Raw genomic sequence first — 26042 nt, 5'->3', positions numbered from 1 at the left:
GTGAAGGACCCTGCCGACCGGCAGGGTCCTTCACGCGTACGCGGTCAGCCGCGCCCTCGCCCGATGCCCGCGTACACGTGCGGTCGCGCCGCGCGCAGGTACAGCGCGAACAGCGCGCCGACCACCCCCGAGCCGAGCACCAGCGCGGGCAGTACCCAGCGCAGCGCGGAGCCCGAGTCGACGCCCAGGAGTACGCCGAAGTTGTCCAGGGCGGCGACGAACACCACCGCGAGCAGCACCGCGGCGACGGCGGGCGCCAACAACCGGCTCCACGCGTTCTCGCCGTCGGCGCCGCGTCGCAGGAAAAAGGCGATCACCGCGAGCGAGGTCAGCACCAGGAGCAACATCACGCCGAGCGCGCCCAGGTTGGTGAACCAGTTGAACAGGGTCGCCATCGGGTCGCGGTCGAGCACGGCGAACACGATCACCACCGCCGCGGCGAGCACGGTCTGGGTGGCCGAACCCAGGTGCGGGGAGTCGTTGCGCGGATGGGTGCGGCCCAGCGGGGTCGGCAGCACCCCCTCGCGGCCGAGCGCGAAGAAGTAGCGCGCGACCGCGTTGTGGAAGGACAGCAGCGCGGCGAACAGGCTGGTGATCAGGAACACCTGGGCCACGTCGGCGAAACCCGAGCCGATCTGGTCGCCGCCGAGCACGAAGATCAGGTTCGGCCCGTGCTCGCCCGCCGCCGCGACCGCCTTGTCGGTACCCGCGCCGCTGATCAGCGCCCAGGCGGTGATCGCGTACAGCACGCCGATCACGCCGACCGAGATGTAGGTCGAGCGGGCCACGGTGCGCCGGGGATCCCGGCACTCCTCGCCGTAGATCGCGGCCGACTCGAAGCCGGTGAAGGAGGCCATCACGAAGCACAAGGCCGCGCCCATCGAGCCGGTGGTCAGCGCGTCCCAGGAGAAGGGGTGCAGCGACACGCCCTCGGGAGCGTGGCCGAACGCGCCGATGTCGAAGACCAGTACGGTGATCGTCTCGGCGATCAGCAGCGCGGCCAGCACCCGCGCGTTGAGGTCGATCCGCAGGTAGCCGAGGGTGCCGACGACCGCGATGCCGACCAGGACGATCACCCACCAGTCGACGTGCCACCCGAACTTGGCGTCCAGGAAGTCGGCCGTGGTGAAGCCGAACAGGCCGTAGATGCCGATCTGCATGGCGTTGTACGAGATCAGCGCGATGAACGCGGCGCCGAGGCCGGCGACCCGGCCCAGGCCCTGGGCCACGTAGGCGTAGAACGCGCCCGCGCCGGTGATCCGTCGGCTCATCGCCGCGTAGCCGACGCTGAAGACGGCGAGCAGGGCGGCCAGGACGAGGTAGGCCGCCGGTATGCCGGACGTCTCGGTGACCGCGAGGCTCTGCGGGATGCCGCCGGCGGCGACGGTGAGGGGCGCGGAGGCCGCCACCACGAAGAAGACGATGTGCGCGACACCGAGCGAACCGCGGGAGGACACGGTCGGGTCGGGGCCGGGGGAGTTGTTCGTCGACGCTTCTCTGACTGCCATGTCCGGCGCCTCCGAGGATGGGGACGGGTGGGGACCGGTGGGAACGGGCGGGAAGCCATTCGTTTGGGTCCGTACGACCTGTGGGTGCCGCCGATCGTACGGATGCAAACAGGTCCTCACAAGAGCTAGATTTCAAGGTGCACAGGGCGTATCGGGCCGGGGTCGGATACGCGCACGACTAGATAAGGCGGGGCACGTTGGTCGGCAAGCGGTCCATCACCGAGACGGAGAAGGCCGTTCAGGCCCGGCTGGGCGACATCCCGCTGCGGCGCGAGCAGATGGCCGCGGTGTCGAACATCTATCGGGCCGCCGCCGCGGTGCGCCAGCACCTGGAGAACTCGGTGCTGCGCGACGCCGAACTCACCTGGACCGCGTTCACGGTGTTGTGGGAGGTGTGGATCTGGGGCGAGAGCGAGACCCGGCACGTCGCCGAGGAGGCGGGTATCTCCAAGGGCACGCTCACCGGCGTGGCCCGCACGCTGGAGACGCGCGGGCTGCTCAACCGCACGGCGCACGCCACCGACGGCCGGCTCGTGCTGCTCTCGCTGACCCCCGCCGGCGAGGAGCTGATGGCCCGGGTCTTCCCGGCCTTCAACGCCGAGGAGGCCTTCGTCGCCGACGACCTGACCCCGGACGAATGCCTCACCCTGGCCGACGGCCTGCGCCGCATCGTGGCGCAACTGGAGGCCAGGGGAGAGGAACGCCGCCAGGAACTCCTGGCCGGCGGCGAACCGAAGCCGAGGCGCGGGGGGCGACGGCCGAAGGGGTAGCCGGGGTCGGATCGGCCGGGTGCGGCGCGGGGTGGTCTGGTGCGGGCCGGCCGCGGCGGATCGGTCCGGCGCGGGGTGGCCTGGTGTGATGGGGTCAGCTCGGTGGTGTTACCAGGCCCGCCTCGTAGGCGGCGATGACGAGTTGTACGCGGTCGCGGGCGCCGAGTTTGGTCAGTAGTCGGCCCACGTGGGTTTTCGCGGTGGCGGGGCCGATGTACAACTCGGCGGCGATCTCGGTGTTGGTCAGGCCGCGTCCGACCAGGGTGAGTACCTCGCGTTCACGGTTGGTGATGCCGGGCAGCGCGGCGTCCCGGCGGGTCACCCGGTCCGGGTCGCCGGCGGGTTCGGGGCGGCAGGCGAACTCGGCGATCAATCGGCGGGTGACGCTCGGCGCGATCAGCCCGTCGCCGCCGGCCACCACCCGGATGGCGGCGAGGATGTCCACCAGTGCCATGTCCTTGACCAGGAATCCGGCGGCGCCCGCGCGCAGTGCGCCGTACACGTTCTCGTCGTCGTCGAACGTGGTCAGCACCAGGACCCGGGTGGTCGGGCACTCGGCGGTGATGATCCGGGTGGCCTCGATGCCGTCCATGCCGGGCATCCGGATGTCCATCACCACCACGTCCGGGCGCAGCGCGGCGGCCAGTTCGACGGCGCGCGTGCCGGTACCGGCCTCGCCGACCACCTCCAGGTCGGGCAGGCCGGCGATGACCATGCCCAGGCCGGCGCGGATCAGTTCCTGGTCGTCGACCAGGACGACGCGGGTGCTCACGCGGGCAACCTCGCCGCGACCCGGAAGCCGCCCTCGGGCCGCGCCCCGGCGCCGAACCGCCCGCCGACCAGGGCCACCCGCTCGCGCATCCCGGCGATGCCGAGGCCGGTGCCGCCGGACACCCCGACCGGCGGCGGGCCGTCGCCGTCGTCGATCACCTCGATGGCCACCTCGTCGGCCAGGTACTCCACGGACACCCGACACCGCCGGGTGCCGGAGTGGCGCACCGCGTTGGTAACCGACTCCTGGATGATCCGGAACGCCGCCAGGTCGATCTCGGGCGGCAGCGGGCGGCGGTGCCCGTGCCAGGTCACGTCCACCCGTACACCTGCCGCCGCCGTGGTCGCGGCCAACCGGTCGACTCCTTCCAGGCCGACCGCGGGCGCGAGTCGAGCGCCGTCCGCCCCGGCCTCGTCGTCGCCGTCCACCCGGCGCAGCGACACCAGCATCCGGCGCAGTTCGGCCAGGGTCTGCCGGCTGGTGGTCTCGATCGCGTCGAGTGCGGTGCGCGCGCCGGCCGGCTGCGTGTCCAGGACCAGGCTCGCCGCGCCCGCCTGGATCGCGATCACGCCGATGCTGTGCGCCACCATGTCGTGCAACTCGCGGGCGATCCGCAGTCGTTCGGCCAGTACCGCGCGGGCGGCCGTCTGCACGCGCAGGGCTTCGATGTGGTCGCGGCGCCGGCCGAAGGAGTTGCCGATCAGCCAGCCGATCAGCACTGTGGCGAGGCCGGCCGCGAGTTGGGAGAGCAGGTCGCCGACGGTATCGCCGTGGGATGCGCCGGCCCACCGGCTGACGAACACCGCGCTCCACACGGCCGGTACCAGCGCGGCCACGACGATGCCGGCGCGGCGCGGCGCACCGGCCGCGAACCGGCCGACCAGGACGGCGAGGGCCGGGAACAGCGGCCAGGCCCGGTCGCGCAGCACCAACACCGCGATCGACTCGGCCACCATGACCGCGAGCACCGGCAACGGCCGGTGGCGCAGTGGCCCCACCGGCAGCGCGAGCAGCACGGCCACGAGCGCCGCGCCCGACATCGCCCAGTGCGCGAAAGGTTCCCGCGTCGCGTACAGCAGCACGTGCAGCACGACCCACGCCGCGGCCGTGCACAGGCCGAGCAGCGGGGCGAGGACGGCGCGGATGCCGGCGGGCAGGCCGGGTGGACGTGGCCGGCGCGGAGTACGCGGCGGTTCGAGCCGGAATGGTGTTGCCATCCGGGTCGGGGTCGATATCGGGGGAGACGAGTTGTCTGCGGGCACCGGCCGATCGTAGCCGGCGGTGTGTGTGTCGAACGTCCGCCGCCGGGCGTACACCCGGGCGGCTACCCGGAGGCCGGCGGATGTCGGACGGGTCTGCTTCGCTCGGTGCGCCGCAGCGAGCGGGTGGTCCGGACGAGGAGGAAACGTGGGTACGTGGGGCAGCGGTAACTTCGACAGCGATCCCGCCCATGAGCACTTGACGATGATCGTGGATCGGCTCGTCGACGAGGTCGCCGAGGTGATGGCGGCGGACGATCCGGTGCAGCTGGAGCCGGACGAGTACTGGGGTGTGGCGATCCCGTGCAACCTGGAGCTGGTGTGCGCGCTGTACGACGCCGGCTATGTCGCCGACAGCATGCCCGCCGCCGAGGTGGTCGAGGGGTGGAAGGAGACCTTCGTGGGTGTCTGGGAGCGGACCATCGACGGTCTGGGGCCGTCGGAGGAGTGGAAGCGGGAGCGGCGGGCGATCCTGGTCGCCACGTTCGACCGCATGGTGCGGGCGTGTACCGAGGCCGCCCGATAGCACGCCGCGCGCCGAGTGGTGCCGCGGGTGGCTACCTCGTGGCCGCCTCGATCAGTGCGTCGAACAGGGCCTGTTGGGTCGGGTCGGTGGCGGCGGTGTCCTCGGGGTGCCACTGGATCGCGACGAACCAGCCTGCGGGGTCGACGAGTTCGACCGCCTCGACGATGCCGTCGGCGGCGGTGCCGGTGACCCGGAGGCCGGGGGCCGGGCGGTCGATCGCCTGGTGGTGGTAGCAGGAGACGTCCAGCTCCTTGGTGCCGGCGGCCCGGGCGGTGGTCGAGTCGGGGGTCAGCGTCACCGGGTGCACGACGTGGCGGTGGTGGACGGGCATGTCCTGGGACAGCGTGCCGCCGAGCGCCACGTTGACCACCTGGAGGCCGCGACAGACGGCGAGGGTGGGCAGGCCGACGGCCAGTGCGTGGCGGGCGGCGGCGAGGTCGAAGGCGTCCTGGTCGGCGTCGACGTCGTACACCTCGTCGTGCGTGGTGTCCGCGCCGTAGGTGCTCGGCGCCAAGTCGCCGCCGCCGGGCAGCAGCAGGCCGTCGGCGCGGGCCAACCGGCCTGCGGCACCGGCGGGTTCGGCCGGGTGCATCATGAACGGCTCGCCGCCCGCCCGGTACACCGCCTCGGCGAGGGCGCGGGCGGTGACCTCGGCGGCGTAGCGCAGTGCCGACGCGGTGGCCGCGAACCGGCAGGGGAGGGCTATCAGGGGACGGGGCACGGGGGTCTCCGGAGGTGCGGCGGGACGGTGGCGTGCTGCGGGGTCGGGGCCGGCGGCCCGGCCGCTCGGAACCAACCGCCGTGCGGGTCGGGCGAGGTGCCGGACGGCCGGGTCACAGGCGGATCCAGGTGGTCTTGAGGTCGGTGTACTTGTCGAGCGCGTGCAGCGACTTGTCCCGGCCGTGGCCCGATTGTTTGACGCCGCCGAACGGGACGTTGAGGCCGCCCTCCTCGTAGCAGTTGACCCAGACCGTGCCGGCGCGCACGGCTCGGGACAGGCGGTGCGCGGTGGAGAGGTCGGTGGTCCACACGCCCGCCGCGAGGCCGTACTCGGTCGCGTTGGCGAGTCGGATCGCCTCGTCCTCGGTATCGAACGTGAGCACCGCCAGCACCGGGCCGAACACCTCCTCGCGGGCGAGCGCCATGTCGGGGGTGACCCGGTCGAACACGGTCGGCTCCAGGTAGTGGCCCGGGCGATCGAGCCGGGCCCCGCCGGTGCGCAGCCGGGCGCCGGCGGCGTCGGCGCGGGCGATGTGGTCCCCGACCCGGGCCAGGTGCTCGGCGGTCACCAATGCGCCCATCGTGGTGTCCGGGTCGAGCGGGTCGCCGACGCGCAGCGCGCGGGCCCGGTCGACCACCGCGTCCACCACCTCGTCGGCGATCGAGGAGTGCACGAGCAGCCGGGACGGCGCGGTACACATCTCGCCCTGGTTGAAGAAGATGCCCCATGCGGCGCTTGCCGCGGCGGCCGGTATGTCGGCGTCGGGCAGCACGATGTGCGGGGATTTCCCGCCCAGTTCGAGCCAGACCCGCTTGAGGTTGGAGTCGGCGGCGTAGCGCAGGAAGTGCCGGCCGACGGCGGTGGAGCCGGTGAACGCGAGCACGTCGACGTCCCGGTGCAGGCCGAGGGCGCGGCCGGTGGTCGGGCCCTCGCCGGCGATCACGTTGAACACCCCCGGCGGCAGGCCGGCTTCGCTCGCGAGGCGGCCCAACCGCAGCGCGGACAGCGGTGATTGCTCGGCGGGTTTGAGGACGACGGTGCAGCCGGCCGCCAGTGCCGGGGCGACCTTCCAGGCGGCCATGGTGAGCGGGAAGTTCCACGGGACGACCGCCGCGACCACGCCCACCGGTTCGCGAGTGACCAGGGCCAGGGCGTCGGCGGGGGTCTGCGGTGCCTCGTCGACCAGCTTGTCGGCGACCTCGCCGTACCAGCGGAACGTGGCCGCCACCGCGCGCAGTTCGATGTCGTACGCCTCGGTGATCGGCTTGCCCATCTCCAGTGAGACGGTCAGCGCGAGTTCGGCGCGGTGGGCCTCGACGGCGTCGGCGAGCCGGACCAGCGCCCGGCCGCGTTCGGCCGGAGCCAGTCGGGGCCAGGGCCCGGCGTCGAAGGCGCGGCGGGCGGCGGCGACGGCCAGGTCGACCTCGCGCTGCCCGGCGCGGGCGGGCTCGGCGAGGGGCGTGCCGTCGCGCGGGGCGATCACGGTGAAGGTGTCGCCGCCGCCGGGGTGGTCCTCGCCGTCGATGTGATGGACGGTCACGGGACGGAGGCGGTCGGCGCGTCGTAGCCAGTCGTGGTGCGTGGGCTGGTGGGGCGGGTCGCTCGGGTGCGGGTGCTCCGTCATGGTGTCCGCTTTCGTCGGGGTGGTCGGCCGCGCGAGGCGACCGGACGGCGGGGCCTTCGTGATGATTGTTTGGGGGCAAACGATACAGCGGAACGGCCTTCCCGGGAGAGGGCTTGACCGGCGTGTTCGGCGCCGGCTAAATTGTTTGGGGTCAAACGACTTGGAGGGGTATCCATGACCGAGGTCACCGTCGCGGGCGTCACCGTCGACACCCGGCACTGGATCGGTGGCGAGCGGGTCGGGTCCGCGGACACCTTCACCGACGTCTCGCCGATCGACGGCGCCGTGCTCGGCGAGATCGCCCGGGGCGGGCGCGCCGAGGCCGACGCGGCGGTGGCCGCCGCCCGCGCCGCCTTCCCCGGGTGGGCCGCCACGTCGCCCGCCGAGCGGGCCCGGCTGCTGCGCGCCGTCGCCGACGGCGTCGAGGCCCGGCTCGCCGAGTTGGCGATCGTCGAGACCACGGACAACGGCGCGCTGCTTCGCTCGCACCTGCGCGGGGTGATGCCGCGGGTCGCGCACAACTTCCGCTTCTTCGCCGACTGGCTGACCGACTCGCTCGGGCACGACGACTTCGACACCCGGGGCCACGAGAATCGGGTCTCGTGGGACCCGGCCGGGCCGTGTGTGCTGATCACCCCGTGGAACGCGCCGCTGATGCTGGCCACCTGGAAGGTGGCCCCGGCGCTCGCGGCCGGCAACACCGTCGTGCTCAAGGCCGCCGAATGGACCCCGCTGACCGCATCGCTCCTGGCCGACATCACCGCCGAGGCGGGCCTGCCGGCGGGGGTGTTCAACGTGGTCCAGGGCTACGGCGAGGAGGTCGGCGCCGCGCTGACCGCACACCCGGACGTGCGCCGGATCAGCTTCACCGGCTCGGTCCCCACCGCCCGGCACATCGGCGCCGCCGCAGCCGCCAACCTCACCCCGGTCAGCCTCGAACTCGGCGGCAAATCCCCGCTGTTGGTCTTCGCCGATGCCGACCTGGACCTGGCCGTGGAGCTGGCCGTCGAACAGTACGACAACGCCGGCCAGGTCTGCCTGGCGGCCACCCGGCTGCTCGTCGACGCCGCCGTCGCCGACGAGTTCACCGCCCGGTTCCTGGCGAAGGCCCGCACCCTGGTCCAGGGCGATCCGCGCGATCCGGCCACCGACATGGGACCCAACATCCACCCGGAGCACCTCGCCCGGGTCGACGGCTTCGTCCGCCGCGCGCTCGACGCCGGCGCCAAGGCCCTGCTCGGCGGCGGCCCCCACACCGGGCTGGGCGGACTGTACTACCGCCCCACGCTGCTCACCGACGTCGCCCAGGACGCCGAGATCGTCCAGGAGGAGGTGTTCGGCCCGGTGCTGACCCTCCAGACCTTCACCACCGAGGACGAGGCGATCACCCTCGCCAACGACACCCGATTCGGGCTGGCCGCAACGTTGGTGACGGGAGGTCGGGAGCGTGCCCGGCGGGTCGGCGCACGGCTCGTCGCGGGCACGGTGTGGGTCAACTGCTTCTTCGTCCGCGACCTGCGGGCACCCTTCGGCGGCGCGCGGCAGTCGGGCGTCGGCCGCGAAGGCGGCACCTGGAGCTTCGACTTCTACTGCGACGTCAAGAACACCGTGACCTCGCCGAACGGATGGCACTGACCATGGGAGAGATCGTCGGCGCGGGCATCCTGGCCCACTCGCCCACCATCATGCTGCCCCCGGACGTGCGGCACGAGCTGAACGAGGGACGGGAGATCAGCCTGGTCCCGGCCCTGGCCCGGCTGCGCGCCGAGGTGTTCGAACGGCTCGACTACGACACCGTCGTGGTCTTCGACTCGCACTGGGCGACCACCGTCGAGTTCGTCGTCGCCGCCCAGGCGCACCGCGCCGGGCTGTACACCTCCGAGGAACTGCCGCGCGGCATGCGGCAGATTCCCTACGCCTTCCCCGGCGACCCGGAACTGGCGCACGCCACTGCCGGGTTCGCCGCCAAGCACGGCACCTGGATCACCCCGATCGAGGACCCGTTCCTGCCGATCCACTACGCCACCGTCAACCTGTGGCACCACCTGGGCGTACCCGGCAAACGCTGGCTGGGCATCGGTTGTTGCCAGACCGCCGACGTCGAGGACAACCTGCGGCTCGGCCGGGCGCTCGCCGACGGCATCGCGGCCACCGACCGCAGGGTGCTCCTGATCGCGTCCGGCGCGTTCTCGCACACGTTCTGGAGCTTGCGCGAACTGCGCGACCACGAAGCCTCGGACCCGGTCCACGTGCGCACCCCGCAGGCGCGCGCCGCCGATGAGCAGCGCATCGCCTGGATGGAGCGCGGAGACCACGCGAGCGTACTCGCGGGCATGCCGGACTTCCTGCGCCACAAGCCCGAGGCCCGCTTCGGGCACTACCTGATGATGCTCGGCGCGCTCGGCGAGGAGCGCTGCACCGCGCCGGGGCGGCTGGTCGGCGACTACGAGAACGCCACCGGCACCGGGCAGGCACACGTCTGGTTCGACCGACCGGCGGGCGGCTGGACGGCGCCCCACGCACACACCTCGCGGGTTGCCGACCCCACCTCCCGGGTCGCCGACCCCCACACCTCCCGAGGACGAGCCGAATGACCACCACCGAGTACCGCCGCATCCTGCTCGACGGCGCCGTCGTCGAGGTCGTCCGCGAAGGGGCCGAACTGGTCGCCGCCGACGGCCGACGGATCAAGGCCGCCGCCGCGCACCACCTGCCGCCGATTGCACCGGGCAAGATCGTCGCGGTGCACCTCAACCACCGCAGCCGGGTGGAGGAGTTCGGCACCTCGCTGCCGCCCGCGCCGACCTACTTCCACAAGCCGACCTCGTCGCTGAACGCGCACGGCGGTGCGGTGGTTCGCCCGGCCGGGTGCAAATACCTCAACTACGAGGGCGAGATCGCGATCGTGATCGGCCGAACCTGCCGCAACATCGCCCCCGCCGACGCGGGCGCGTACATCCGCGGCTACACCCTCGCCAACGACTACGGCCTGCACGACTTCCGGGACACCGACGCCGGTTCGATGTTGCGGGTCAAGGGCTCCGACACGCTGTGCCCGCTCGGCCCCGGCCTGGTCGAGGGCTGGGACTTCCGCGGCAAGGTGCTGCGCACCTACGTCAACGGCGCGGTGGTGCAGGAGGGTTCCACGGACGAGATGGAGTGGGACATGCACTACCTCGTCGCCGACATCGCCCGCACGATCACGCTCGACCCCGGCGACGTGCTCCTGTCCGGCACCCCGGCCGGCTCGCGTCCCGTACAGCCGGGCGATGTGGTCGAGGTCGAGGCGGAGGGCCTGGGCCGACTGACCAACCACATCGTCACCGGCCCGACCCCCATTCGCACCGACTGCGGCGCGCAGCCCACCGAGTCCGAAGAGGTGCGCTCCACGGCCCTCGGCGGCGACTGGGAGCTGCGCGGAATCCGCGCGCCCAGGCGATGAGTTGCCCGCCATTCGCTCGGCCGCCCACCTCATTCGAACGGAAGGGACCACGACCGTGAAGGTCATCGTCGACATGGACCGGTGTCGGGACCACGGGCAGTGCGTGTTCTCCGCGCCCGAGGTGTTCCGGATCAACGATGCCGGACGCCTCGAGTTCGTCGCCGAACCGGACGACACGCTGCGCGACGCGGTCGAGGACGCCGCCGACGTCTGCCCGTTGCAGGCCATCACGATCGAGGACTGAGCGATGACCGGGCGTCGGGTGGTGGTCGTCGGCGCGTCCATGGGCGGTCTGCGGGCCGCCGAACAACTGCGGGCGGCCGGCTGGACCGGCGGCATCACCGTCTTGGGCGACGAGCCGCACATGCCGTACAACCGGCCGCCGTTGTCCAAGGACGCGCTCGCCGGCGAGGTGACGCACGCGGCGGTCGCCTTTCGGCTGCGCGCGAGTTGCGCGGACGTCGACTGGCGGTTGGGCGAGGCGGTGACCGGGGTCGACCTGGACGCGCGTCGGGTCCGGTTGGCGGGCGGATCGTCGTTGTCGTACGCGGGACTGGTGGTGGCCACCGGGCTGCGTGCGCGTCGGCTGGGCTGCCCGGGGCCGGCGGTGGGGCGGCACGTGGTGCGCACCCTCGACGACGCGCGCGGGCTGCGCGACGCGCTCGGTCCCGGGCGTCGGGTGGTGGTCGTGGGCGCGGGCTTCATCGGCTGCGAAGTCGCGGCCACCGCCCGCCTGTCGGGGGCGGAGGTGACGGTGGTGGCGCGGGAGGCGGAGCCGATGTACCGCCCGCTCGGCGCCGAACTCGGCGCGGCCGTGCGCCGGCGGCACACGGATCGTGGGGTGCGCTTCGAACTCGGCCGCACGGTGGAGCGGTTGACGGGGAAGGGGCACGCCACCGGGGTCGTCCTGGACGACGGCCGCACGCTCCCGGCCGACGTGGTGATCGAGGCGATCGGCGCGATCCCGAACACCGAATGGCTGACCGGCAACGGCCTCGACCTCACCGACGGCGTGCGCTGCGACGCGGCCCTGCGGGTCGAATCCCGCCCCGACGTGGTGGCCGTCGGCGATGTGGCCCGCTTCGCCAACCCGCGCTACGACGACGTCCCACGCCGCGTCGAACACTGGAGCATCCCCACGGACACGGCCAGGCACGCGGCCCGCACCCTGACCGCCCACCTGTCCGACACCGCCGCGCCCGACGCCCCCTTCGCCCCGCTGCCCGGCTTCTGGTCCGACCAGTACGAGGACCGCCTCCAGTCCTACGGCGCCCCCGCCCTCGGTGCCACCGACATCCGCCTCCTCGAAGGCACGTGGACCACCGCCTGCGCGGTCGGCTACCACCGCGACGACACCCTGGTGGGCGTGGTGGCCCTGACCCCCAGAGGCCACCCCTTGTCCACCAAATACCGCGGCCACCTCGACTGACCCCCTCCCGCGTGACCCCGCTGTCGCAACCCTCCGTGTCGAAGACCACGGAGCAGTCCGGTTCCCACTCGAAGTCGTAGCTGTTGCCGTGTGTACGCCCGCGCCGTCCCGCCGCCCCGGACGAGCGACCGGCGGTCGCCCGGGCGACGTCGTGCCGGCCGATTCTCGTCCCTTCGAGCGGGTTCCGCACGACAGTTGCCGGCACGCCCAGCGAACTCCCGGGCAACCGAGGTCGAACGGCATCCGAACACCTCGCGCGTCGCCGAGCCCCCGTCCTCCGCCTGCGTGATCATGCGGGAACGCGCCGTTGCAAAAAGGATCATCGTGGGGGTTGACACTGAAAGTTGGTCTAGACCAACCTAGAGGTACGGGGATTGGAGAGGTGTGTGTCCCGGCATGGCCGCAGCGTGGTAGCGCGGCCGGTCGGTGAGGCATCTCGCGTTCGCTTTGGGTGTCCGCGATCGATGTGCGGCGCCGGATACGAGGAGGTAGGAATCCCGATCGAGGCTTCGTCGGGGATCACGGCCTCCCCGGACCACCCCCCTTGTACCGCCGAACCTCCCGGCCGACCTCCCTCGGCCGTTTTCCACGGCTGACTCCCACAGCCGAACTCCCGAGCACCGCACACGGCACCACATCGGCGGCCTCACCCGACACACGTTCCGCGACCGGCACGACCTCGCGGCACGCGCAGGCAGGCGAGGTTGCGATGTGTCCTGCCCCCGGTCGGATCGAGGCGACCCGCAGGCCGGGCGAGCGCGCGCGAGCAGCCGCGCTTGTCCGATGACGAGCGAACCGCCCTTTCCTATCCACGACTTCACGTGCCCGGGAACGGCCGACCGCCGCCCGTGCCTCGACTCGCCCGGTCGATCCCGGACGGCGACGGCCGGGGGCGGGGCGATCGCGCCGACGCGCCGGTACGCCGGCACGAACCGCGATGTCCCACGCCCCCATACCGACCAGATCATTCGAGCCTTGGAGGGATCGTATGCCGACGCCCGAATCCGACCCATACCCGTACCGAGCCGCGTCCGAGATCCCCTACTTCAGTTCGATCGGCGAGACCTACCTGGCCCCGACCCCGCTGCGCGACCTGAAGAAGACCCGACCCCTGCGGGTGCTCTCCGAAGCCGACTTCGACTTCTGGCAGACCTACGGGTACGTCGTCGTCAAGGAGGCCATCCCGGCCGAGGCCGCCGCGCGACTGCTCGAATTCGCCTGGGACTTCCAGGGGCTCGACCCCGACGACCCCGAGAGCTGGTACTCGGACGACCGGCACTTCCGTTCCGCGCTGGATCGCGAGCTGCACATTTACGGCTTCGTCGAGGCATACCACCACCAACTCATCTGGGACAGCCGCCAGTCCGCCCGTGTCTATGACGCCTTCGTCGACGTGTGGGACTGCGAGGAGCTGTGGGTGACGCTGGACCGGCTCAACCTGAACCCGCCCAACGTCCGCGACCGTGACCGCGCGCACATCGCGCCCACGGACAAGGGTTTCGACATCGAGCTGCACTGGGACGTCGACACCACACTCGCGACACCCCCGCAGCGGGTACAGGGCATCATCGCGCTCGACGACACCCGCACGGACCACGGCGGTTTCCAGTGCTCGCCGGAGCTGTTCCGCCGATTCGAGCACTGGAAGTCCGGCCAACCCGAGGACCGCGACCCGATCCGGCCGGATGCCGACCGCGACGAATACCCGGTGGTGCGACCGCAGTTGGCGGCCGGCGACCTGCTGATCTGGAACGGACTGCTCGCCCACGGCGTGGCCCGCAACACCTCCGAGCGCGGCGTGCGCGCGGTCCAGTACCTGTCCATGATGCCCGCGCTCGAAAGCAACCGGGAACTGACCGAATCCCGAGTCGACTCCTGGCGGCACCTGCGCACCCCCGACTGGAACAAGACGCTGGTCGGCGACGCCCGCAAACACGAATCCCTCAGGTACGAGACGGCGACGCTGAACGACCTCGGCAGGAAGCTCCTGGGCCTCGAATCCTGGAGCGGGCACACACCCGCACCATCGACCGGAGAAGCGCAATGCACGCAATCTGCCTGACCCTCCCCACCAACAGGGCCTGCGCCGCGACCATTTCGGCGATCGCCGCCGAAGCCGCCCATGCGGCCGGGCGCTTCGACGTCGAGGTGCACCTGCTGATCCTCGACTCCGCCGACCCGGCGACACTGAGCGAACACCGGCAGGCGGTCGCCGCTCTGCCGGCGACACCGCACGTGGTCGTGCACCACCTCGACGAGAGCGAACAGCGCGCCTTCCTCCGCGCGGTTCTCGCCCGCGCCGACGTCACCAAGCCGGACCTGCTGCTCGACCTGATGCTCCCGGACCGGGTCTCCTACGGCGCCTGCACGAACCGCGCGTTCCTGATCGCCGCCGCCCTCGGCTGCCGATCGATCCACCGCCGGGACTCGGACAGCACCTACCAAATGCTCGACGGCGCTCCCGTCTTCCCGATCCACCACGAGCTGATGTCGCTCGGCCGACCGGCGCGCGAGGCGAGCGCCGGCGTGTCGGAGACCACCCTCGACCCGACCCTCGCCGCCGACCCCGTGGTCCTGGTCGGCAGCTCGTTCGTCGGCGAACTCTCGGTCGACATCGGCGAGATCCGCCGCCTCGACCCCGAGGTGTACTACGACGTGGTCGGCCTGTGGGCCCCGCCCGCCTGGTCCGACGAGCGCAAGCGGGAGCTGGTCGACGAGTCGTTCACGGGCGCGGGCACCGCGCCGTTCGTCGCGGACCACTCGCTCCTGACCGTCGTCGACCCGATGCGGGTGGACATGTGCAACGTCGCGTTCGACCACGCGGTGTACGAGCGGGTACCGCTGCCGCCGGCCACCGACACCATCGGCAGCGACTACTTCCTCCTGCACCTGATCCACGACGCCGCGCTGCCCGGAGTCCTGCACAACCGCAACATCGTGAACTTCTACACCGCGGAACGCCGCACCGACCCCGGATTCGCGGCCTACCAGACCCGGTTGACCAAGTTCTTTCTCTCGATGCTCTACTTCGAGTTCATCTACGACCGCATGGCGGCGGCCGGCGGCACGCTCCTGGACGACGAACGCCACGTACGTCCCGCGGTGATCGCCGAACTCGCCCGCGAGAGCACCCGGTCGGACCGCACCGACAACATCGCCCGACTGCGCAGCCTGGACCGCTCCTACCGGCGACTGGGCGGGCGCTACGCCGAGTTCGCCGACACGCTCGCCACCCGCGGCCCACGCCTGCTCGACGAGGTCCAGGAGGACGTCGAGGACTTCGCGCTGCTGATCGAGACATGGGATTCGCTGGTCCGGGCGAGCCGGACCACAAGCCTCCACGAACCGCACGGATAGTGGGACCCGGACCGACATCATGCACGTAAACGCACACATGCGCGCCGCCCTGGCCACCGCCGACGACGACCTGATCGTCTTCGATCTCGCGGGCATCGAAGAACGCTACGACACGCTGACCCGCGAACTCCCCGACGTGGCGGTGCGATTCGCGATGAAGGCCTGCCCCGTGGACGAGGTGCTCGGCTGCCTGGCCCGCCAGGGAGCGGGCTTCGACGCGGCCAGCCCGCAGGAGATCGCGCAGGCGATCGAGACCGGCGTACCCGTGGACCGCATCCACTACGGCAACACCATCAAGTCCGACCGGAACATCGCCGACGCGTACCGGCTCGGCATCCGCGACTTCGCCACCGACAGCATCGAGGACGTCGCCGCGATCGCCGCACACGCCCCCGGCTCCCGAGTCTTCTGCCGCCTCGCCACCAGCGGGGAGGGCGCGCTGTGGGGACTCAGCCGCAAGTTCGGCTGCTCCGGCGCCGATGCCCTGCGGATCCTGGAACGGGCCCGCGCCGAGGGCCTGATCCCCGCCGGACTGTCCGTCCACGTCGGCTCGCAACAGATGACCACCGAGGGCTGGCAGGAGGCGTTCGACCGGATCGCGGACACCCTCGCGGCACTGAACCGGCGCGGGATCCACCCCGACCACGTCAACCTCGGCGGCGGACTGCCGGCGCTGGGCTACCTCGACCGACACGGCCAACCGCTGGAACCCCCACTGGACAAGATCTTCGAGGTCATCCGCGAGGGCATCCGGCGGCTGCGCCGGGTGTCCGCCGTGCCGCTCGACTTCCTGATGGAGCCGGGGCGCTACTTCGTCGCGGACAACGGTGCGATCCGGGCCCGGGTGTCCCGGCTGACCACGCGCGAACAGCCCGACGGGCAGCGCCGCAACTGGCTGTACCTGAGCTGCGGCAAGTTCAACGGCCTGTACGAGATGGACGAACTCCAGTACCGCTTGGTGTTCCCCACACACGGCGGCGCCGAGTACGTGCCCGCCGTGGTGGCCGGGCCCACCTGCGACAGCGACGACGCCTTCGGGGCGGACGGCGACCTCGTCCAGGTGCCCAGGGCGGTCGCCTCGGGGGATCCGGTGTGGATCCTCTCCAGCGGCGCCTACGCCACCAGTTACACCACACAGGGCTTCAACGGGTTCGCCCCGCTGCCGTACACCTGCGTCGACGTATCCGTGGAAGGTCTGGTGTAGATGGACCACGACGTGCGCATTCGGCACATCACCGAAGGCGACTGGGACGACATCGTCGCGCTGGAAGCCGCTACCTATGCCGACGGCGCACTGTCGGAGGGACGGGCCGCGCTCCGCTCGCGGGCCCGTTCCTCGCCGGCCACCTGCTTCGTGCTGGAGGTGGGCCGGCAACTCGCGGGCTACGTCCTGTCGTTGCCATACCCGGTCGGGCAATACCCGGACCTGGACCGCGAGGAGGAGGTGGTCTTCCACTCGCGCAACCTGCACCTGCACGACCTGGTGGTCGGCGAGGCGCACCGCGGCGAGGGCCTGGCGGGCGAGTTGCTGCGCCGGGTGAGCACCGCGGCGCGCGCCAAGCGGTACCAGCGCATCTCCCTCGTCTCCGTCGGCGGCAGCGAGGGGTTCTGGTCGGCGCAGGGGTTCCACGCCCTGCGCGAGATCGCACTCCCCGCGAGCTACGGCCCGGACGCGGTGTACATGTCCATGCCGGTGGCCGCGGACCCCCGTCCGGCCCGGCGCGGACCATCGACGATCCGTCGCGCGGATCACCCTCGGATGACGAAGTAGGCCGATCACATGTTTCGCGTTCGCGATGATTTCCGCCGGGCACAGGTGGCGATCGCAGCACTGTTCTGTTTTCTCGGACTCCAGTACGCCACCTGGGCGTCGCGGTTGCCCGCGATCAAGAGCAAGCTCGATTTGGGCGAGGCCGAGGTCGGTCTGCTGCTGATGGCCTGCGGAGCCGGGGCGGCGGCCTCGTTCCCGCTCGTCGCGATCCTGACCCGACGCCTGGGCTCGCGTCTGCTCGCGCTGCTGTCCGCGCTCGCCCTGGGTGTCCTGCTGCTCGCCCTGGCGGTGGCGCCGAACTACCCCGTGGCGCTGCTGATCATCTGCCTCGACGGGGTGGCGGTGGGTTGCCTGAACGTCGCGATGAACGCGCAGGGCGCCGCGCTCGAGGTGCGGTACCAGCGCACGGCGATGGCCAAGCTGCACGCCACGTTCAGCGGCGGGTCGTTGTGCGCCGCGCTGCTCGCCTCGGGGATGAACGCGCTCACCTCGACACTGGCCGCGCACTTCGCGGTGGCCGCCGTACTGCTGGCGCTGCTGATCGGCTACGCCCGGCCCGGGCTGCTGACCGAGGACGAGGCGGCGCCCAAGGCCGCACCGGAGCCGGCCGCCGACGAGCCGGCGCCCGCGGGCCGGCGCCGGTTGAGCATGCCGTCGCGGATCACCATCTGGATGGGCTGCGCGATGGCCTTCGGCACGGTGACCGAGGGCGCGATGAACGACTGGTCGGCGCTGTACATGAAGGACGTCGTGCACGCGTCGGCCGAGGTGGCCCCGCTGGGTATCGCCGTGGTCTCGGTGATGATGGTGCTCGCCCGGGTCTTCGCCGACGGGTGGCGCACCCGCTGGGGCGACGGGCGGATCGTCCGGGTCGGAAGTGTGCTGGCCGGTGCCGGGTTGGCGGTCGCGCTTGTGGTCGGCGGCGTGGTGCCGGCGCTGATCGGCTTCGCGTGCGTCGGCCTGGGCGTCGCCGCGGTCACCCCGTGTGTGTACGTCGCGGCGGCGCGCGCGGGTTCGGACGCACTGGCCCTGGTCGCCGCGATGGGTACCACCGGCCTGCTGGCAGGGCCGGCCCTGATCGGCTTCATCGCGAGCGGCAGCAGCCTCGTGTGGGGGATGGGCGCGGTCGCCGCCTCGGCCCTCCTGGTCTCCGTCTGCGCGACGCAGATCCACTGGACGAGCGTGACCGACGCCGACGCCGACGCCGACGCCGACGTCAACACCGACACGGACGCCGAGCCCGCCCCCATCCCCGCCCCCGCCGACCGCACCCCGCTCACCGACGCACCTGCGTAACCCGCGCGAGCCCCGGTCCGTGGCCAACGAGCCACGACACGGACGCAAGCCCCGTCACCCGCTTACGAGAAGGCGGGCGACGGGGCTTCCTCGTCTGCGCGCACGGCCGGGCGATCGACGACGCCCGACGCGCGACCCGCCGCGGTGATCAATGTGCACAAATGATGATCATCCATCACATAATGTGGCCGCCCGATCCCATGGAGTGCCGTAACCCCGCGAGGAAACGCATGCGCGTACACCCGAGGCTGAGCGTCGCCTGCCTCATCCTGGTCACGGCCATGGTCGCCGGCCTGTTCGCGCTCCCCTCGTGGGACGGTGCGTCGGCCGCCGACGACGGGCGTACGCGGCCCGCGGCCCACAAGGTCGCCGCGGCCGACGCCGTCGTGGGCATCCGGAAGAAGGTGACCGGGGCAACCATGCCCCTGGAGCCCGGCGCGGTCTTCTCCTACGAACTGACGGCCAGTTGCTCGTCGTTGACCACCTCCTGTGTCGGCGCCGTGGTCGAGGACGTACTCCCGGCCGGATTCGACGTCACCTCGCTGCCGATGACCACTGATACCCGGACCGTGAGCTACGACCCGGCCACCCGCCGGCTGGTGATCACCTTCACCGAGCCGCTGCCCAGCCCGCCCGCCCCGGCCGGCAGCACCGGCCTGCCCGCCGGCGCCAGTCGCAACCTCGCCATCGGCCTGCGGGTGCCCCGGGAGACCACGTTCGAGGACGGCACGCGGATCACCAACACCGCCACGATCAAGGCGGACAACGCCGACCCGGCCGAGGCGAGCGCGGACGTCACCGTGCACATCCCGCGCGAGGTCCGCCCGATCACCACCAAACGCTGGGCCGACGGCTCCGCGGTGGCCCAGTCGCACGCGCAGAGCACCATCACCCTCGGCGTGCGCAACGCGTCGTCCACCTCGGCCCAGGTCACCCGACTCACCGTCGAGGACACCACCCCCGCCACCTTCGACAATTTCGACCTGGTCGGGGTCGGCCCGGTGGACCGCTTCCCGGCCGGCGCCGACCGGGTGCGGGTCCTGGTCTGCACGAAGCCGATCGGCACCCCGTGTACCGACGCCGAGTACGTCGCCGGACCGCTCACCGCCGGCCCGGATGTACCGCTGCCCCCCGGTGTCGAGCCGGGCAGGGTCACCGGTGTGCGCCTGGAGTTCACCAACGGGTCCGGCTCCGCGCTGCCCTACGACCCCACCGGCGGCCAGGTGCCGATGCGGCTCGCCCTGCGGGACACGGTCCGCTCGACCGGTGACCCGCCGGCTCCGGCCACCCGCACGACGATCCACAACTGCGCCGCCACCACCGCCCAGGACCCGATCGCGGGCAGCGTGGCCGGCGCCCCGGCCTGCGCCGACTTCGACATCCTGCCGAACATCGCCACGGTCACCGCGACCAAGGAGTTCTTCTCCGACACCAACGGCGACTTCGTCGCCGACGGCGCCGCCGTGCTCGGCACCCGCGCACCGGTGACCATGGTCGTCGGCGCCGGCAACACCGCCTCCTTCCCGGTCGCGTCGCTGACCATCACCGAGCCGTCCGGCTCCGCCGTGAGCGAGTTCGACAAGGTCGACGTCACCAAGCTCCGGGTCGACTTCCCGCGCGGCGCGGTCGCCGCGACGCTCACCGTCACCTGCCGCGACGGCAGCACCCCGAGCCCGGTCGCGCTGACCCGGCCGCCGGACCAGCAGGTGTTGCCGAACACCGGCTGTCCGAACGGCAGTCCGCCGAGTCGGGTCTCGATCGCCTACACCGGCACGGACGCCGCCGGACACGGCACCATCGTGCCCAATGCGACCGGCGGCCTGGCCCTGCACGGCACGCTCAACGCCCGGGTCGACCAGTCCGACGCCCGCGACGGCGTGGCGAACTGCGCCGACGCCGGCGCGACCAACCCCGTGGACGGCTCCGGCGCGGGCTCGTCCACGGCCTGCACGTCGCTGCCGCTCGAATCGCCCCGGACCGATGTCCGGCAGAGCAAGAGCGTCGACCAGGCCGAACTGCCGCCCGGCACCCCGGTGACGTTCACCCTGGACCTGGCCAACGAGGGCAACGGCGCGATGGACCGGCCCTCGATCACCGACCCGCCGGACCCCACCGCGACCGGCACCGTCTTCGACATCGCCCGGCTGACCTCGCTGAGCGTCGCCTACCGCTACCCGTACGGCCTGCCGATCGTGCTGGAGGTGTACGACCCGGCCGCCTCGGCCTGGGTGCCCTACGCCGCCGGCGACGCCGCGCTGCTCACCCGGGCCCGGGGCGTGCGCGCCCACGTCGAGGGCGACCTGCCCTCGCACGGCCGGATCATCCTCAACGTCACCGTGGAACGCCGCGACGGCGTCCCGGACGGAGCGCAGATCCACAACTGCATGCAGATCGGCTCTGCCGGCACCCCCATCGGCGGCCCCGCCTGCACCAGCGAGAACACCACCACCGCGCCCGCCAGAACCGGCGGCTCGGTACAGAAGAGCCTGGCCCCCTCCACCGTCGCGCGGCCCCTGCCCGGGGTGCCGAGCCAGGAGGTGGACCTGCGGATCCGGGCCGAGAACACCGGCAACACCAACCTGAAGCAGCTCGTGGTCACCGACAACGACGCCGACTTCTTCGACGCCGCCGACCTGCTGCGGATCGCCGGGGTGAGCTTCCCGCCCGGCGCCGACCAGGTCCGGGTGGACGCCTGTACCACCGCCTGCGCCGATCCCGGCGCGACCTGGATCACCGGTACCACGACCGGCAGCAACACCCCCGGCCTGCCCGGCGGGGTCGCCGCCGCCGACGTGCGCGGCCTGCGCTTCACCTTCACCTCGTCCCGGGGCGACTACGACCTCGTGCCCCGCTCCGACTACCCCGCCGACGGGCCCTGTCCGCAGGCCACGGTCTGCCTGAAGGTGGCCGCCCGCGCCGCGCTGCGCTCCGCGCCCGGCACCCCCGTACCGGACACGCTCGCGGACACCGCCTCGGCGGCGGGCGAGAGCCGGCTGCAACAACCCGGCGGGCTCTTCCCGTTCGGCGACAGCACCGCGACGCTCACCCTCCGGGAGGGCACCGCGCAACTCGCGGTCACCAAGACCCCCGATTCGCGGATCGGACCCGGCGAGACCGCTCCGTTCACCATCACTGTGCGCAACACCGGCACCGGCGTGGTGCCCGATCCGGTGGTCGCCGACCCGATCCCCGACCTGCTGCGCTTCGACGAATCCTTCGCCGGCCCCGGCGGCATGCCCTTCCGGGTCACCGCGACCGGCCCCGGCACCACCCCGCCGCCGGTGCCCACGTACGAACCGCAGCGCGACGGCACCGGACGCATCACCAAGGTGATCTGGCGCTTCACCGGCACCGACCTGCTGCCGGGCGCCGAGCTGAAGATCACCTTCCAGGTCCGGCTCGCGCCCGGCGTGCCCGGCGACTCGGTGATCCAGAACATCGCCGGCGCCGGCTCCGACCGGCGTCCCGACCTGGACTGCGCACCGGGCTCGGCCCGTGAGGGCATCGCCGTGGACGACCTGGCCAACTTCGGCCGGGGCACGTACTGCACCTCCCGCGCCGAGGTCACCACCCTGCCCGGCACCGCGTTCGAGGCATCCAAGTGGGTGACCGGCGACCCGACGCTCGGCCTGTACAACTCGGTCACCCACACCTACGTCCCACTCGACTCGCCCGCCTGCCCGCTGTTCAAGCGCGCCGGCGTCACCTACACGCAGTACCCGTGCACCGCGCTCGTCCTGCCCGGACAACGCTTCGAATACCTGATCCGCGCCGTGAACACCGGCACCGAGCCGGGCCGCGAGGTCCGTCTCCTCGACGTCTTCCCCTACCGGGGCGACACCGGCGTACTGCTCGGCAACCAGCAGCGCGGCACCGAGTGGGTCCCGCGCCCGCTGCTGACCGGCGCCCCCGAACTGGTCGGGCCGGGCACGCTGACCACCCGCTACTCCACCGTCGCGAGCCCGTGCGGTACCACCATCGCGACCCCGAGCCGCCCCTGCGCCCCGGGCAACTGGCAGCCCACCCACACCCCGGACGCCACCGGCGTGGAGATGGGTGTCACGTTCGACCCGCTGCTCGCCCCCGGCGGCGAGATCCTGGTCCGGCTGCCGATGTCCGCGCCGACGGACCTGCGGGAGCCCGGCGATCCCGCGATCGCCTGGAACTCGTTCGCCCACTCGGAGACCGTGGTGCGCAACGGCGCCGCCGAGGAACTCCCGGTCACCGAACCGCCGAAGGTCGGCATCGGGATGCGCTTCGGCAACCTGCGGGTGGACAAGGCCGTGGCCGGCCTGCCCGAGGGCCTGCCGCCCGGCCCGTACACGGTCGCCTACCAGTGCACCGTCACCCCCGCCGGCGGCACGCCGCAGGTGGTGCGCGAGGGCACGTGGGAGATCACCCCGTACACCCCGATGGCCCTGGTCGGCGTGCCCGCCGGCGCGAACTGCCGGGTCTGGGAGACCGATTCGGCCGGCGCGCACAGCGCCAATCTCGGCGAGGCCAACGCCCTGCAGGCGGTGATCACCCCGGCCCGGCCCGACGAGGAGGGCCAACACCTGGTGATCACCAACGAGTACAAGAAGGCGAGCCTGCGCGTCGCCAAGACGGTCACCGGCGCCGCCGCCGGCGAGGTCGGCTCCGGACCGTTCACCGTCCGCGTCGACTGCACCCTGGCCGGACAGCGGCTGACCGGCTTCCCCAAGGACCTGGTGTTCGCGGGCGCCGGCCTGCAGACCCTGGACGAACTGCCCACCGGCGCACACTGCACCGCGACCGAGCCGGTGGGCGGTGGAGCCGGCACGGTGACCGTCACGGCCGGCGACTCGGTCGGCGCAGCGCCCGACACGGCGGTGGTCGACTCGGTTCCGGGCAGGACCGCGAGCCTGACCGTCGCCAACGACTTCCCGACCGGCTCACTGCGTGTGGTCAAGCGGATCGAGGGCCCCGGCAGCACGTTCGCCGACCGCACCTTCCGCTTCCACGTGGCCTGCGCGTTCAACGGCAAAGCCGACGCGGTGATCCGTACCCTCGCGCTCAAGGCCCCGGACCTGACCGGATCGCTCGACGACCTCCCGGCCGGCGCCGAGTGCGTCGTCACCGAGGCGGACCCGGCCGGCGCCGACCAGGCACCGCCGCCGGTCGGCCCGATCACCATCCGGCCCGGCCAGGACCAGGCCGACACCGTCGTGGCGGACTTCACCAACACCTTCTCCACCGGATCGCTGACGCTGAACAAGCGGGTTGCCGGCGCGCCGGCCGACGCGCCGTACGTCCGCGACGCGGTGTTCGGCTTCCGGGTCACCTGCATCCGGGAGGCGGAGGGCGACGGCGGATCGCCGGCCGTGGCCTTCGTGATCCGCAAACGCTACGAACTGAGGGCCGGCGCGAGCCTGCACATCCCCGACCTGCCGATCGGCGCCCGCTGCTGGGCCGAGGAGACGGCGACCGGGGGCGCCGCCGAGGTGACCATCGACCACGGCAACCACGCCGACGCGGTGATCGTCACCAAGGACGCGCCGAACGTGGTGATCAACGCGGTCAACACCTTCACCACCGGGAAGTTGCGGCTGGCCAAGCAGGTGACCGGCCCCGGCGCCGGGTTCGCCGCCGGCCGGGAGTACACGCTGCTCCTGACCTGTGTCCTGGACACCGGTGACGGGCGGGTACAGACCCTGGTCGACCGGCGCCCGTACACCTTCGACGGCGCGGGACAGCGTGAGGTCGACCTCGGCTACCCGCTGCCCACCGGGGCCCGCTGCCGGGCGACCGAATCGCGCACCGGCGGGGCGACCTCGGTGGTCGTGGACCACGACACCCCGGACAAGGCGGTGACGATCGGCAGCGACAAGCCGGTGACGATCACCGCCGTCAACACCTTCGACGTGGCACAGCTCATGGTCACCAAGCGGGTGTCGGGCACGGGTGGGGACGGTCGGTACACGATCACCGTCGAGTGTGTCGCGCGTGAGTCGGACGGCGGCGAGTTGCCGATCGTGCTGCCCGCCGGCGACGCGCGGTTCACGCTGACCGCCGACCAGAGCCGGACCATCACGGTGCCGGCCGGTGCGCGCTGCACGGTCGACGAGGTGAACCGGCCGCCGAACACCGACGTGACGATCGTGGACACCGATCCGAGCACGCCGCCGGGGGTGGTGCAGGTGGGGAGTCAGGCGGCGGTGACGGTGACGAACAGCCACCGGGAGGTGCCGCCTACGACGCTGCCGCCGACCACGGTGCCGCCGAGCACGGTGCCGCCCACGACCGCGCCGCCGAGCACGGTGCCGCCCACGACGCACCCGCCGACGACGCACCCGCCGAGCACGGTGCCGCCCACGACGCACCCGCCGACGACGCACCCGCCGACGACGCACCCGCCGACGACGCACCCGCCGACGACGCACCCGCCGACGACCGCGCCGCCCACGATGCAGCCGCCGACGACCTGTCCGCCGAGCACGGGTCCGGCGACCACCGGTCCGCCCACGACGCCGACGGCGCCGGTCGTACCGCCGACGGAGTCGACCAAGCCGACCAAGCCGACCAAGCCGACCGGGCCCACCCCGCCGACCGGGCCGTCGACACCGCCCGCGCTGCTGCCGTCCCCGCCCGCGCCCACGCCCACGCCGCTCCCGGGCACCGGCGTCGGCCTGTCCCCGGTTCTGCTCGCGGCCCTGGCCGCGGCGCTCACCGGAATCGGCCTCGTGCTGATCCGCGCCGGAGCACGGAGGCGCCGCAAGCAGCAGTAGGCCACCGGCCCGCGTCCCGAGCAGGTCTCCGGGACACGGGCCCACGCCCGAAGACGTCCCTCGGCGAGCGCCCGAACCCGGGTGCTCGCCGAGAGGCGTCCGGAACGCCCGTTGCTCAGAGCTTGGCGATCTCCGCCAGGAACACGTCCACCAGCGCGGCGGCCCGCTCCCGCGCACCCGCCTCGCTCCGCCGCAAGTCCTCGACATCCAGGCCGAGTTCGGCGGCCTGGTCGGCACCGCCGTGGGCCAGCCACGCGGCCGCGATGTCCGGGGTGACCTCCGGGTGGAACTGCACGCCCATCGAGCGGCCGACGACGTACGCCTGGGGCCCGGCCGTCGAGCGGGCGATCTCCCGGCCGCCCGGCGGCACGGTGAAGCGGTCGAAGTGCCACTGGTACCAGGGCCCGGCGGCGATCAGGTTCGGATCGTCGGTCTCGACCCGGTGCCACCCGAGTTCGTACTTCGGGGCCGGCTCGACCGTGCCGCCGAGCGCCGCGCTCAGCGCCTGGGCGCCGAAGCAGATGCCCAGGACCGGGACGTCCGCCGCGACCGCCTCGCGCAGCAGATCGAGTTCGTCGCCCACCCAGGTGCCTATCGTCGCCGTGTCGTAGACCGACCACGGCGCGCCGAGCACCACGATGACGTCGAAGTCGGTCGGGTTCGGGAAGGCGAACCGGACGTCGGGGGAGTGGAAACGTTCGTCGGGGACGACGGTCACGTCGTGCGACTCGAAGCCGCGTTCGGCCAGTCGCATGCCGACGAATCCGGCGTGTGAGGGGTGGTCGTGGCGAATGATCAGGGCACGCACCGGAGCTCTCCTT

General features: G+C 72.4%; 18 protein-coding genes and 1 pseudogene. 13 read left to right on the top strand and 6 right to left on the bottom strand.

The features are described from left to right. Positions 1–44: 44 nt before the first annotated feature. A complete protein-coding gene (locus ACWGR4_RS25235) occupies positions 45–1508 on the bottom strand; it encodes an APC family permease (protein WP_452132790.1) in 1464 nt (487 codons plus the stop codon). Positions 1509–1705: 197 nt separating this feature from the next. Between ACWGR4_RS25235 and ACWGR4_RS25230 the strand changes: the two genes are divergently transcribed. Next, on the top strand, positions 1706–2278 hold the full coding sequence (locus ACWGR4_RS25230) for a MarR family winged helix-turn-helix transcriptional regulator (protein WP_380007342.1): 573 nt from the start codon (positions 1706–1708) through the stop codon (positions 2276–2278). 94 nt (positions 2279–2372) lie between these two features. On the opposite strand, the gene ACWGR4_RS25225 is transcribed toward ACWGR4_RS25230, so the two are convergent. After that, the gene (locus ACWGR4_RS25225; RefSeq protein WP_452132789.1) at positions 2373–3050 is read right to left on the bottom strand and encodes a response regulator; all 678 of its coding nucleotides are present in this window, start codon (positions 3048–3050) and stop codon (positions 2373–2375) included. After that, on the bottom strand, positions 3047–4267 hold the full coding sequence (locus tag ACWGR4_RS25220) for a sensor histidine kinase (protein ID WP_452132788.1): 1221 nt from the start codon (positions 4265–4267) through the stop codon (positions 3047–3049). Before ACWGR4_RS25220 ends, ACWGR4_RS25225 begins: the two co-directional genes overlap by 4 nt. A 190-nt stretch (positions 4268–4457) precedes the next feature. Here ACWGR4_RS25220 and ACWGR4_RS25215 point away from each other — a divergent pair, with 190 nt between their 5' ends. Next, positions 4458–4835: a DUF4259 domain-containing protein gene (locus ACWGR4_RS25215; RefSeq protein WP_452132787.1), complete on the top strand. Its 378-nt coding sequence runs from the start codon at positions 4458–4460 to the stop codon at positions 4833–4835. A gap of 31 nt (positions 4836–4866) precedes the next feature. Here the strand turns inward: ACWGR4_RS25215 and ACWGR4_RS25210 are convergent, their stop codons facing one another. Further along, positions 4867–5556 carry a gamma-glutamyl-gamma-aminobutyrate hydrolase family protein gene (locus ACWGR4_RS25210; RefSeq protein WP_452132786.1) on the bottom strand — a complete coding sequence of 230 codons (690 nt, stop codon included), beginning with the start codon at positions 5554–5556 and terminating at the stop codon, positions 4867–4869. A 112-nt stretch (positions 5557–5668) separates the two neighbouring features. Continuing rightward, a complete protein-coding gene (locus ACWGR4_RS25205) occupies positions 5669–7180 on the bottom strand; it encodes an aldehyde dehydrogenase (protein WP_452132785.1) in 1512 nt (503 codons plus the stop codon). A 174-nt stretch (positions 7181–7354) separates the two neighbouring features. Here ACWGR4_RS25205 and ACWGR4_RS25200 point away from each other — a divergent pair. The 11 genes and pseudogenes from ACWGR4_RS25200 to ACWGR4_RS25150 all read left to right on the top strand — a co-directional run. Then, a pseudogene (locus ACWGR4_RS25200) lies at positions 7355–8822 on the top strand (aldehyde dehydrogenase); the annotation flags it as partial. After that, complete coding sequence (locus tag ACWGR4_RS25195; RefSeq protein WP_380007330.1) at positions 8818–9774, top strand: DODA-type extradiol aromatic ring-opening family dioxygenase; 957 nt, start codon at positions 8818–8820, stop codon at positions 9772–9774. The pseudogene ACWGR4_RS25200 and the gene ACWGR4_RS25195, both read left to right, overlap by 5 nt. Then, complete coding sequence (locus ACWGR4_RS25190; protein ID WP_452132784.1) at positions 9771–10622, top strand: fumarylacetoacetate hydrolase family protein; 852 nt, start codon at positions 9771–9773, stop codon at positions 10620–10622. Before ACWGR4_RS25195 ends, ACWGR4_RS25190 begins: the two co-directional genes overlap by 4 nt. Positions 10623–10677: 55 nt before the next feature. Further along, positions 10678–10866: a ferredoxin gene (locus ACWGR4_RS25185; RefSeq protein ID WP_380007324.1), complete on the top strand. Its 189-nt coding sequence runs from the start codon at positions 10678–10680 to the stop codon at positions 10864–10866. A 3-nt stretch (positions 10867–10869) separates the two neighbouring features. Then, a complete protein-coding gene (locus ACWGR4_RS25180; RefSeq protein ID WP_452132783.1) occupies positions 10870–12051 on the top strand; it encodes an NAD(P)/FAD-dependent oxidoreductase in 1182 nt (393 codons plus the stop codon). A 988-nt stretch (positions 12052–13039) separates the two neighbouring features. Next, positions 13040–14113 carry a phytanoyl-CoA dioxygenase family protein gene (locus ACWGR4_RS25175; RefSeq protein WP_452132782.1) on the top strand — a complete coding sequence of 358 codons (1074 nt, stop codon included), beginning with the start codon at positions 13040–13042 and terminating at the stop codon, positions 14111–14113. Further along, entirely contained in the window at positions 14095–15408 is a 1314-nt protein-coding gene (locus ACWGR4_RS25170) for a DUF6271 family protein (protein ID WP_452132781.1), read from the top strand. The genes ACWGR4_RS25175 and ACWGR4_RS25170 overlap by 19 nt, the downstream gene beginning before the upstream one ends. A 19-nt stretch (positions 15409–15427) precedes the next feature. After that, the gene (locus ACWGR4_RS25165) at positions 15428–16612 is read left to right on the top strand and encodes a type III PLP-dependent enzyme (RefSeq protein ID WP_452132780.1); all 1185 of its coding nucleotides are present in this window, start codon (positions 15428–15430) and stop codon (positions 16610–16612) included. Further along, positions 16613–17179: a GNAT family N-acetyltransferase gene (locus ACWGR4_RS25160; RefSeq protein WP_380007309.1), complete on the top strand. Its 567-nt coding sequence runs from the start codon at positions 16613–16615 to the stop codon at positions 17177–17179. A gap of 9 nt (positions 17180–17188) precedes the next feature. Further along, on the top strand, positions 17189–18475 hold the full coding sequence (locus tag ACWGR4_RS25155; protein WP_452132779.1) for an MFS transporter: 1287 nt from the start codon (positions 17189–17191) through the stop codon (positions 18473–18475). A 230-nt stretch (positions 18476–18705) separates the two neighbouring features. Beyond that, on the top strand, positions 18706–25221 hold the full coding sequence (locus tag ACWGR4_RS25150; RefSeq protein ID WP_452134241.1) for a DUF5979 domain-containing protein: 6516 nt from the start codon (positions 18706–18708) through the stop codon (positions 25219–25221). A 115-nt stretch (positions 25222–25336) separates the two neighbouring features. On the opposite strand, the gene ACWGR4_RS25145 is transcribed toward ACWGR4_RS25150, so the two are convergent. Beyond that, a complete protein-coding gene (locus tag ACWGR4_RS25145) occupies positions 25337–26029 on the bottom strand; it encodes a type 1 glutamine amidotransferase (protein WP_452132916.1) in 693 nt (230 codons plus the stop codon). Between the last annotated feature and the right edge of the window lie 13 nt (positions 26030–26042).

The organism is Embleya sp. NPDC055664 (genome assembly GCF_053618075.1).
This window is presented reverse-complemented; position numbering and strand designations above follow the sequence as displayed.

Bases quoted from the DNA above. Each gene is read 5' to 3' on its own strand.
- ACWGR4_RS25235 (WP_452132790.1), bottom strand. From the start codon at position 1,508: ATGGCAGTCAGAGAAGCGTCGACGAACAACTCCCCCGGCCCCGACCCG.
- ACWGR4_RS25220 (WP_452132788.1), bottom strand. From the start codon at position 4,267: ATGGCAACACCATTCCGGCTCGAACCGCCGCGTACTCCGCGCCGGCCA.
- ACWGR4_RS25205 (WP_452132785.1), bottom strand. From the start codon at position 7,180: ATGACGGAGCACCCGCACCCGAGCGACCCGCCCCACCAGCCCACGCAC.
- ACWGR4_RS25195 (WP_380007330.1), top strand. From the start codon at position 8,818: ATGGGAGAGATCGTCGGCGCGGGCATCCTGGCCCACTCGCCCACCATC.
- ACWGR4_RS25190 (WP_452132784.1), top strand. From the start codon at position 9,771: ATGACCACCACCGAGTACCGCCGCATCCTGCTCGACGGCGCCGTCGTC.
- ACWGR4_RS25180 (WP_452132783.1), top strand. From the start codon at position 10,870: ATGACCGGGCGTCGGGTGGTGGTCGTCGGCGCGTCCATGGGCGGTCTG.
- ACWGR4_RS25175 (WP_452132782.1), top strand. From the start codon at position 13,040: ATGCCGACGCCCGAATCCGACCCATACCCGTACCGAGCCGCGTCCGAG.
- ACWGR4_RS25170 (WP_452132781.1), top strand. From the start codon at position 14,095: ATGCACGCAATCTGCCTGACCCTCCCCACCAACAGGGCCTGCGCCGCG.
- ACWGR4_RS25165 (WP_452132780.1), top strand. From the start codon at position 15,428: ATGCACGTAAACGCACACATGCGCGCCGCCCTGGCCACCGCCGACGAC.
- ACWGR4_RS25160 (WP_380007309.1), top strand. From the start codon at position 16,613: ATGGACCACGACGTGCGCATTCGGCACATCACCGAAGGCGACTGGGAC.
- ACWGR4_RS25155 (WP_452132779.1), top strand. From the start codon at position 17,189: ATGTTTCGCGTTCGCGATGATTTCCGCCGGGCACAGGTGGCGATCGCA.
- ACWGR4_RS25150 (WP_452134241.1), top strand. From the start codon at position 18,706: ATGCGCGTACACCCGAGGCTGAGCGTCGCCTGCCTCATCCTGGTCACG.